The sequence below is a fragment of the Protofrankia sp. CiP1_Cm_nod3 genome, from assembly GCF_982290655.1.
Genome location: NZ_CEVIVD010000041.1, coordinates 30,605 through 41,174 on the forward strand (window position 1 = coordinate 30,605; position 10,570 = coordinate 41,174).

General features: G+C 71.7%; 6 protein-coding genes. 2 read left to right on the forward strand and 4 right to left on the reverse strand.

Translation table 11 applies throughout. The features are described 5' to 3' along the window. Positions 1 to 132 precede the first annotated feature (132 nt). The 3 genes from AC5LUJ_RS10600 to AC5LUJ_RS10610 form a co-directional block, all read right to left on the reverse strand. Positions 133 to 2,049 carry a glycosyltransferase family 87 protein gene (locus AC5LUJ_RS10600; RefSeq protein WP_493464848.1) on the reverse strand — a complete coding sequence of 639 codons (1,917 nt, stop codon included), beginning with the start codon at positions 2,047 to 2,049 and terminating at the stop codon, positions 133 to 135. Positions 2,050 to 2,594: 545 nt separating this feature from the next. Continuing rightward, positions 2,595 to 5,240: a transglycosylase domain-containing protein gene (locus AC5LUJ_RS10605; RefSeq protein ID WP_250293080.1), complete on the reverse strand. Its 2,646-nt coding sequence runs from the start codon at positions 5,238 to 5,240 to the stop codon at positions 2,595 to 2,597. A 309-nt stretch (positions 5,241 to 5,549) separates the two neighbouring features. Further along, a complete protein-coding gene (locus AC5LUJ_RS10610; RefSeq protein ID WP_250286704.1) occupies positions 5,550 to 5,957 on the reverse strand; it encodes a DUF5318 family protein in 408 nt (135 codons plus the stop codon). A 545-nt stretch (positions 5,958 to 6,502) separates the two neighbouring features. Here AC5LUJ_RS10610 and AC5LUJ_RS10615 point away from each other — a divergent pair. Further along, entirely contained in the window at positions 6,503 to 7,174 is a 672-nt protein-coding gene (locus AC5LUJ_RS10615; RefSeq protein WP_250286702.1) for a PadR family transcriptional regulator, read from the forward strand. A 75-nt stretch (positions 7,175 to 7,249) separates the two neighbouring features. Beyond that, entirely contained in the window at positions 7,250 to 8,320 is a 1,071-nt protein-coding gene (locus tag AC5LUJ_RS10620; RefSeq protein WP_250286700.1) for an inositol-3-phosphate synthase, read from the forward strand. 240 nt (positions 8,321 to 8,560) lie between these two features. On the opposite strand, the gene AC5LUJ_RS10625 is transcribed toward AC5LUJ_RS10620, so the two are convergent. Then, positions 8,561 to 9,937 (reverse strand): MFS transporter, encoded by a 1,377-nt coding sequence (locus AC5LUJ_RS10625; protein WP_493464849.1) that lies wholly within the window; start codon positions 9,935 to 9,937, stop codon positions 8,561 to 8,563. Between the last annotated feature and the right edge of the window lie 633 nt (positions 9,938 to 10,570).

The window sequence follows — 10,570 nt, forward strand, 5'->3', positions numbered from 1 at the left end:
CCGGGCCGGTATGGCCTGATCCGGCGACGCCTGATCCAGCGGTACTCGCTCCGGTCTGGCCCGCTCCGGTCGGCTCCGCTCCGGTACGGCCCGGCCCGGCAGGATCCGCCAGCGGGCCATCCGGTGCCGGTGTCACGGGCTGGTACCCGCGGTGGACGGTCCGCCTCGCCGCCCACCGCCGGCCATCGAACGGTGGGGAGACATCCGGTAGCCGTCCCGGCGCGCGTCCCGGCCGGCATCCGCGGTGGCTCCGGCGACGGCCTGCGCCGGGACGGCCGTACGGCGCCGGCCACGACGGTCCGGGACGCCATCGAGAACGCCGCCGGCCGGGTCGTCCGCCCCGGTCGCGCGGACCACGTCCAGCTCCGGTCGCAGGATCTCGCGGATGACCAGCCCGGCCAGCACGCACAGCATGAGATCGCGGATGGCGACAGCGCCCACGAACCAGCCGCGGCCGATCCCGTGCGCTGCGTTGGTGTCGTTGTAGACGAAGTGCAGGAACCGGGTGAGCAGCACGTACGCCTCGCTGGCCTGCCAGGCGAGGAACGCCGGCCAGCGCGGCCTGGCCAGCGCCGCCAGCGGTACCAGCCACAGCGTGTACTGCGGGGAGAAGACCTTGTTGGTCACCAGGAAGGCGACGACGGTGAGGAACAGCAGCGCCGGCAGCCGCGGCCGCCGCGGCGCGAACCAGCCGAGCGCCGCGATGCCGACCAGCAGCGTCCCGAGAGCGATCATCGAGACGACGTTGAGGGTGCCGGTGGGGATCCCGTCGTCCCGGACGCTGCCGAGCACCTTCGGGACCGCGACCACGACCAGCAGCCAGCTCACCAGCCCGGCCAGCGCAATCGGTAGCCGCCGCGCCGGCCAGCGCGCGGCGGCCGCGAAACCCGCCGCCACCAGCAGCAGGCCGGCCAGCAGCATGGCGATCAGATGCAGCGGCCCGAACGCCCGGGGCGAGAAGGAGCCGGCCAGCCAGGTCGCTGCGAACGCCAGGGAGTCCCAGTCCGGGCCCCGCTGCGAGTTCAGGTCGACGAAGCGCAGCATCGCGTTCGTGGCCCCGCCGGGAGCATGGCCGTCGAGCAGCGCGAGCCAGTCGCCACCGGCCCGGAACGTCGTCCAGATGCTGTCGCCGGTGCGCTGGTCCTCGGTGAAGTAGCCGGCGATCAGCCACAGCGGCACCCACACGGCCGCGGCGGTCACGACCGTCGCCGCCATGGTCCGCACGAAGGCCCGGCCCCGGCCCGCGCGCAGGGCCAGCACAGCCAGCGGCAGCAGGAACAGCAGCGGGTAGAACTTGGTCGCCGCCCCGAGCCCGAACAGGATGCCGGCGAGCACGGGCGCGCGGCGTGACCAGGCCAGCAGTCCGGCGGCGGCGAACGTGACCGCGACGATGTCCCAGTTGGTCAGCAGATGCAGCACCAGGGCGGGGGCGAGGGCGAACAGGGCCGCGTCCCATACCCGGGCCCGGCCCGCCGCCAGCGCCGTACAGAAGACCGCCACGCAGGTCATGACCAGGAACAGCAGGGCCGTGACGTCGTAGAAGACGGCGGTGCGCTGGTCGATGGTGTAGCCGGCCAGCACCTGCCTGCCGTCCTCGTTCCGGTACACCGGCTGCGACGGCGAGGCGACGCCGGCGACCGACGACGCGAACTGCATGACCGCGCCGATCAGCGGCGGGTACTCGGTCGGGTAGTCGAGGAAGGGGCGCTTGCCCGTGGCCAGGCCTTCCTGGCCGTAGAGGGCGACCACGTCGGAGTAGCACATCCGCGTGTACTGGTACTCGTCCGACCAGTTGCGGGTGTCCCTGCAGGGCAGCTTCTGCGCGTACGCGAGGACGCAGGCGAGGATGGTGAACGCCATGAGCATCCGCAGCGGCGTCCACCAGCTCCGGCTGGCGCCGATGCGGGCGTGATCGCCCGGCGGGCCGCCGACGAGCATGCTGGCACCGGCGACCACCGGGTCCTCCCGGGACGGGCAGACCGGGGTGACGGGTGCCGCCCGCGGCGAGCGCTCGCCACCCGTCCCGGCCGCCAGCGGCCGCACGGTCATCCGCGGGCCCACCGGGACCGCCCGGCAGCCCACCGCGGCATCCGGTGGCCGGGCGGGCGGGCCGGTCGCCGCCGGTGCCGGTGTCCTGCCACCTCGACGCGGTGGACGCCGGCATCGATCCGGGAGATCCCGGAGGAGCCAGGACGGGTCTGACGGATGTCCGATCGGGCGGGCGGCACCCAGCCGGCCACCCGTCGCGTTGTCGCCGCCCATGGCCCGGCTGTGGAACGCCCCCTGTCCGGCGCTGCGCGCCGCACGGGGACCCCGTTGTCCTGCGCCCCGCGGGAGGCAGCCTGGATCACCACCCGCATCGGCCAACATCCATCAGAGACGCCCTGGCCATGTGCCATTGTCACCCGTGCAACACGCCCTCCCGTTCGACGGTGGGGGGATCCGGCCGGTCCCGGTCCGGGGAGCCCGTGGGAGCCGCGACCGACGGCTCCCACCCCGTGGAAGCCGCGACCGACAGCTCCCACCCCGTGGAAGCCGCGACCGACAGCTCCCGCGCCATGGGAGCCGCGACCGACGGCTCCCGCGCCGCGGGCTCAGGCGGTCGGGTCCTGGTCAGGCGGTAACCTGCCGTCGTTGATCCTCGGATTCCCCGGCTTCGGGGTCGGTGACTGCTCGCCCTGCCCGCCGGTGGACGCGGTCGGCTCCGCCGACGGTGGGAACAGCGTCGTCGGGCGCCCATGGCGGTCGCGGTCGGGTACGTCCGCGGGCGGCGTCACCTCGGGTGAGGCGGTGGGCGTCGGTGAGAAGGTCGGCTGCGGGGTCGGCGACGGCGACGCGTTGGTGACGGTGCCACCGTACTTCGGCGTCGGGAAGCTCTGGGGTGCGACGCCCTTGAGAGCGCCGTCCATGAAGGCCTTCCAGATCTTCGCCGGGTAGCCACCGCCGTAGACACCGCCGGTAGCCCCGGGGATCCCGGTCAGCGCGGTCGCCTTGCTCACCCCGCCGTCACCGCGGAACATGTTCACGCAGGCCGCGACCTGCGGGACGTAACCGCAGAACCACGCGGTCCGGAAGTTGTCGGTGGTGCCGGTCTTGCCGGCTGCCGGCCGGCCGTCGGCGAGCTGCGCCGCCTTGCCCGTGCCGCTCTTCAGGACCGACTGCAGCGCGTACGTCACGTCGGCCGCCACGGTCGCGGGGATGGCGGTCTTCGCGTTGGTCGGCCCCTCATAGATGACCTTGCCCTTGCCGTCGATCACCCGGTCGACCAGGTGCGGGGCGACGGCCTTGCCGGCGTTGGCGAAGGTTCCGTAGACCGCGACCATGTCCTTGGCGGTGATGCCATCACGGCCGAGGGTCACCCCGCCATCGTCGGTCAGTGGGACGTCCTTGTTCACCCCCAGGGCGCGCGCGGTGGAGATGACGTTGCCGATGCCGGCCTCGATGCCCAGCGGGACGTAGACGGTGTTGACCGACTCGGCGGTCGCGTCGATCAGGTTCAGGTACCCGAAGTTGCCGTGCTCCTCGTCGTTGCGGACCACGTACGTCCCGCTGCCGTCGGCGGCCTTGCCGGGAATCTCCAGCACGTCCGGGGCCGCGTAGACCGACTTGAGGCTGACCCCCTTCTGCAGCGCGGCCGCCAGTGTGATCGGCTTGAAGGTCGACCCCGGCGGCACCTGCGCCCCGGAGACGTTGTCGACGTAGGAGGTCTGGCCGTTGTCGCCCTTGCCGTAGATCGTGCCCCCGTACCAGGCCAGCACCCGGCCGGTGCCCGGCTCGACCGCGACCAGGCCGGTCTTCAGGTCGGGAACGGCGGTGTAGGGCTTGGCCAGCACGTTCGTCACGGCCAGGTAGGCGGCGGTCTGCCGGCCCTGGTCGATGCTGGTCTGGATACGCAGGCCCTCCAGGTTGATCTGCTGCTCGGTGATCCCGGCCGCGATCAGCTCGTCCTTGGCCTGGTCCCGGATGTAGGCGGCCTGCGGGGAGGAGACGGCCATGCCGTTGGACCTGTCCCGCTCCTGGGTCACCGGCGGCTTCTTCTCCGGGGTCGCGCGGGACGCGTCCAGCCAGCCCTTCTCGACCATCGTGTCCAGCACCTCGTGCCACCGGCGCTCGGCGGCGGCCGGGGTCACCCGCGGGTCCAGCGCGTTCGGGGAGCGGATCAGCCCGGCGATGACCGCGCCCTCCTCCGCGCTGAGCTGCTTGGCCGGCTTGCCGAAGTACGTCTTGGACGCGGCCTCGATGCCGTACGCCCCCCGGCCGAAGTAGATCGTGTTGAGGTAGGACTCGAGGATCTCGTCCTTGGAGTACTTCCGGGCGAGCTTGACCGCGAGGACGATCTCCTTCATCTTACGGGAGAAGGTGCGTTCCTGTGTCAGATAGGCGTTCTTGGCGTACTGCTGGGTGATGGTCGACCCGCCCTGGGAGATCTCACCGCCGCGGACGTTCACCCACAGCGCCCGGGCGATTCCCCGCGGGGAGATGCCGGGCTCGCTGTAGAAGTTCTTGTTCTCCGCCGCGAGCACGGCGTGCTGGACGTCGACCGACACCTCGGAGAGCGGGACGTCCGTCCGGTTGACCGTCCCGATCTTGGCGATCTCGGTGCTGCGGTCCGCGTAGGTGATGATGGACGTCTGCTCGGCGGCGTTGACGGCCGCCGGCAGCGGTATCTTCGTCAGGGAGTAGAGGACGGCGACCAGCGCGGCGAACATCAGCACGCCGGACAGCAGCCCGAACATGACCAGCCGCCGCAGCCACAACGGGCGGTTCCGCCAGAACATCGGCCCCCGTCTTCCCTGACCCGGCCGGACCGGTGGCTGCTGCGCCCCGCCCTCGAGGCCATGGCGATCATCGGCGCGTCCCGGCGGCACGCCCGGGGGATCCGCCGGGCCCGCGCCGGCACGCGCACGTCCGCGGACGCCGTTGACCGGGGCCGCGGCAGGGACGTCGTCCGGGCGGGGACGGCGGACGTAGGTGGTGGAGTCGGCGGTGCGTTCCCGGACGCCGATGCGCTCCATGGTGGCCCGGTCGGTCGTGTCGTACATGTTGTTGACAGGCCTGTTGGTGACGGGCCTGTTGTCGGCAGGCCGCCTGTCCGCGGGCTGGCCGCCTCGCTCGTCGCGCACCGCCGTCCGGCCCGCGTCGCCGTACGCGGCACCGCCGGGGGTGGCACCCGCCCGGTCGGAGCCGTCACCGTCGGGCCGGGCCGCCCCGTGCGGGCGGCTGTCCAGGTGGCCGTTCACAGAGCCGACATCCGGATGATCCCCTTCGGCCGGAGCACGGTCGGCCGGGGTACGGCGCACATGCGTACGGCCGTCGTCATCGCGCGGGTACACGTCCCGATCGTAGATGTTGGCCTCACTGACAGTCCCGTCCGTGGCTGCGGGAGTGAACCCCGCGTCGTCGGTGGCTGCTGTCAGACGGTACGCCGCCTCCCACAGGCACACATGCACCGGGTTCCCGCCAACACGTGGGAAACCCGGTGACGGCGGGCCCGGGCCCCGGCCGTCCCGCCGCTCCTCGTTCTTGTTCCCGGCCGCTCCTCTTCCCGGCTACTCCTCGGCCGTCCTGCGGCGGGCCGTCCGCCTGACCCGGGGCCGGCCGGTCCCGATCACGAACGACATGATCAGGTGGTTCCAGGAGCAGGACGTGCAGACCTCCACGACGTAGACCCGTAGCTCGCTGAACTGCCGCGCGAGGGCCGGCAGGTCCCTGGTCGCCCGCACCCGGCCGGAACTCACGCCGAGCTCGTCACCGTAGGTATATGTGACGTTGATCAACGGCTCGCGTCCACGGCAGACCGGGCAGCGCCTGCCGGTCGCCTCCCCGTGGTGCTTGGCCGCCCGCAGCAGGTATGGGTGCGCGTCACACACATCCGTGGCCGACACTCTGCCGGCATGCAGGTCAGCGAGTGTCGCCCGCCGGGCGAGCGCGTAGTCGACAACCGACCGTGGACGCATGCCATAAGACGGTACGCCGGATGCGTCGCACTGGCAGACGCTCCGGACACAAGCCCCTGCGACACCGGAAGAGCTCCGAGTACTGAACACGGTACGTGATGGTTGTCCAGGCAAATACCGACAAGGGTGAGCTCCGGGCCGATGGCAACGATCCGGCCATCCCGGCTTTCCGCGCCGGACACCCCTGGTTGCCTTCGTTATCCCGAAGTGGCATGCTCGATGTATCGAAACGATATGTCATGCAGAAACGTCCCGACCGGAGACATCCCGACCGGAGACATCCCGACCGGAGACGTCGCAGCTGGAGATATCCCGGCCGGGTGCGGCACCGGGCAGGTACGGCCCCGCACGGCTCACGCGGATACGGCTTCGCGGTGATACGGCCCGCGGCGGCACGGCTCACCGCCGGACCAGCACGTCCCATCACCGGGCCAGCACAGCCAAAAAGATCAAGCCGATGGATCGCGACGCGGAGCCGTCCCGGACACACCGGTCACATCAGTGTCACGGCTGACTTCCGATGACTTCCGAGGAAAGGAGCGAGGATGCTGGAGCTGGCCGTCCTCGCGCTGCTCTCCGAAAGCCCGATGCACGGCTACGAGCTGCGCAAACGCCTCAACACCGTGCTGGGGACCTTCCATCGCTTCAGCTACGGCTCGCTGTACCCCTGCCTGCGCAAGCTACAGGCCGAGCACTACGTCACGGCCGACGACTCCAGCGCCGCGAACCGTCTCGGCGGCCGCAGCCGCGTCGTCTACACCCTCACCGCCGAGGGCAAGGAGCGCCTCGCCGCCCTGCTCGGTGAGGGCGGCCCGTCCTCCTGGGAGGACGAGATGTTCGGCATCCGGTTCGCGTTCTTCGGCAAGACCGACGCGGACGTGCGGCTGCGCATCCTCGAGGGCCGCCGCGGCCGGCTGGAGGAACGGCGTGAGAAGGTCCGTTCCGCCCTGGCCAGGACCCGCGAGCGTTTCGACTCCTACACCCTCGAGCTGCAGCGCCACGGCCTTGAGTCCGTCGAGCGCGAGGTCCGCTGGCTGACCGAGCTGATCGAGACGGAGCGCGCACAGGCACCGGCCGGCGGACGGGCGCGCCCGGCGGCCGCCGGGCCGTCCAGCGGGCCGCCCATCGAAACATCCACAGAGTTGTCCCCGGATCCGGCGCCGCCGACGCCGCCGGATCCGGGGGGAGACGGCAACGAGGCCCCGCCCGCGCGTTAGTGCCCGCGCCGGCGTGCCGCCTCGCCCCGGATCCCACCCATCCGCCTTCCACAATCGCAGAAGGAGCAGACCGTCATGGGTTCGGTACGTGTCGCCATCGTCGGCGTAGGCAACTGCGCCGCATCCCTCGTCCAGGGGGTCGAGTACTACCGCGACGCTGATCCGTCCGCACAGGTCCCGGGCCTGATGCACACCCAGCTCGGGGAATACCACGTCGGGGACCTGGAGTTCGTCGCCGCGTTCGACGTGGACGCGAAGAAGGTCGGGCAGGACCTGTCGGAGGCCATCGGCGCCAGCGAGAACAACACGGTCAAGATCGCGGAGGTGCCTCCGCTGGGGGTCACGGTCGCCCGCGGGCACACCCTCGACGGCCTCGGCCGCTACTACCGGGAGACGATCGCCGAGTCCGACGACACCCCGGTGGACGTCGTCGCCGCCCTGCGCGAGGCCCGGGCCGACGTCCTCGTCTGCTATCTGCCCGTCGGCTCCGAGGAGGCGGCGAAGTTCTACGCCCAGGCCGCGATCGACGCCGGCGTCGGCTTCGTCAACTGCCTGCCGGTGTTCATCGCCGGCCGTCCCGAATGGGCGGAGAAGTTCCGTGCCGCGGGCGTCCCGATCGTCGGCGACGACATCAAGTCGCAGGTCGGCGCCACCATCACCCACCGGGTGCTCGCCAAGCTGTTCGAGGACAGGGGCGTCGTCCTGGACCGCACGATGCAGCTCAACGTCGGCGGCAACATGGACTTCAAGAACATGCTCGAGCGGGACCGGCTGGAGTCCAAGAAGATCTCCAAGACGCAGGCGGTGACCTCCCAGCTCTCCCACGAGATCGGCAAGGACAACGTCCACATCGGCCCGTCCGACTACGTCGCCTGGCTGGACGACCGCAAGTGGGCCTATGTCCGGCTGGAGGGCCGCGCGTTCGGCGACGTGCCGCTGAACCTGGAGTACAAGCTCGAGGTCTGGGACTCCCCGAACAGCGCCGGCGTCGTCATCGACGCGGTCCGCTGCGCCAAGATCGCTCTTGACCGGGGTGTCGGCGGGCCGCTGCTCGCGGCGTCCTCCTACTTCATGAAGTCGCCGCCGGAGCAGTACCGGGACAACATCGCCCGGGACAAGGTGGAGGAGTTCATCCGGGGCGAATAACCCACCCGGAGCGAACAGCCTGCACGGGGCGAACAACGGCACGGCCGTCCGAGGCGGACGACGACCGCGGAGGCCACCGGTGAACGGTGCCCGGCTACCCGGAGGGGGTGGCCGGGCACCGCTGTGTCCGGCCCCGGTCAGGTGTTGTGTCCGGGGCCGGTCAGGCGTTGTGTCAAGCACGGTCAGGCTCGGACGTTGGTGTCGGGCCCCTGAATTCGGGGCCCGGGGCCCCGGGCTCGGTCAGGCGGGGGCGTCGGCGCACCGGTGGGGCTGGCCCGCCGCGCTGGGATCCGCCGTCGCGGTGGCCGCGGGCAGGCGGCGGGCGGTGGCCACCGCCGGCCCGGGAGCCGGCGTCCGCGGGCCGCGGGCCCGCAGGTACAGCAGCGCGCACACGATGAAGCCGCCGCCGGCGACCAGCACCATGACGGGCGACCGCCCGGTGGGCGGCAGGGTGATCGCCGCCAGCGCCGCGGCGGCCACATAGGCCACGTTGAACAACAGGTCGTAGAGGGAGAAGGCGCGGCCCCGGTAGGCGTCCTCGGTCTGTTCCTGGACGATCGTGTCCACGCAGATCTTGCTCGCCTGGGCGGCGAACCCGATCGGCACCGAGGCCGCGATCAGCAGCGGTGACGAGAACGGCAGGCACAGGGCGATCTCGGCGATCCCGACGACGAGCAGCACCAGGCTGATCCAGACCTGCTTGCTGACCAGCCGGGTCACCCGCGGGGTGGCGAACGCGGCCACCACCGTGCCCACCCCGCTGGCCGTCACCAGCAGCGCGAGACCGCCGAGGCCACCGTCCGCGCCGGTGAAGTAGTTGCGGTAGAGCAGGACAGCCATCACCGTCGTCAGGCCGTACGCCGCCCGCGAGCCGGTCAGCGTGGCGAGCGCGTACCGGGCCGGGCGCCGCCGCCACAGATGGCCGGCGCCGGCCGCCAGCTCCACGACCACCTGCCGGGCCTCACGCAGGACCCCCTGCCCGGGTGTGGGGCGCAGTGGCCCGAACTCGTACCGGCCGGCGCGGCCGGCGGTACCCGCGGCGGCCAGGTAGGCCACGGCCGCGAGCGCGGCGACCAGGGCGACGCCCGCGTCGTCACCGCCGGCCAGCCCCCGTACACCGCTGCCGATCCCGGCGCCGACCAGCGTCATGACCGTCCCGGACGTCACCGACAGGGCGTTCGCCGTCACCAGCCGCCCGGTCGGGACGACGACGGGCAGCCCCGCGGACAGCGCCGCGAGCACGAAACGGTTCACGCTGAACACCGCGAGCGCGCTCGCGTAGAAGTCGGCGCCGGTGTGGCCGGCCGCGATGAGCAGGACGAGCAGGACGAGCAGCACCGCCCGGGCCAGCGCGCACACCACCAGCATCCGCTGCCGGGAGATCCGGTCGAGCACGATCCCGGCGAACGGGCCGATGACGCTGAACGGCAGCACCACGATCGCCAGCGACGCCGCGAGCGCCGTGGCCGACGTCGCCCGTTCCGGGGAGAACAGCACGTAACTGACCAGGCTCGCCTGGAACACGCCGTCGGCGGCCTGCGAGCTCAGGCGGGCGGCATAGAGCCGCCGGAATCCCGTCAGCCCGAGGAGCTGTCGCAGATCTCCGGCCCGCGCCACACCCCTGAGCCTACGGACCTGCCCCCGCCGGGGCGCGGCCCGCTCGACGCCACACCCTCGACGCGACCACGCGAGGCACGCGCGGTCCCTGCCGCGACGGCAGCCCTCCCTGCCCGTGGCCTGCCCTGCCTGTGGCTGGAGCGCCGGTCAAGTAGCGCGGATCCCATCTACGACCACCCACCCGTACAGGCCATGATCCAGGTGAGTTTGTCGTTGTGTACGCTTTTTGGTCGCAAAAGCGTACACAACGACAAAGTCGCGCCGATCTTCTCCGGTGGCTGGCTTCTATCGAAGCGTGCCACCGTTCGGGGGGATACGCATGGTTACCTGACCAGCACTCCAGCCGCAGCCCTGCGGCCACCCCGGGCCGTAGGTGAAAACCGTCGTTCCCATAGCGGTAGCCACCTACGGCCTCCGCTGCCGTAGGTGGCTACCGTCGCGATGACAACGGTTTCTACCTACAGCGGAGGGGCAGGGCTGAGCACCAGAGGCAACGCCGGGGGCGGAGCCCCGCCGGTTTCTGCCTACGGCCGGGAGCCGGGGGGCAGGCCGGGCTGGGCGCCAGGGGTGGAGCCGGCACCGGAGCCAGGGCCAGTGTCCGAGGCTGGGCTGGCGCCGGGGCCAGGACTGGTG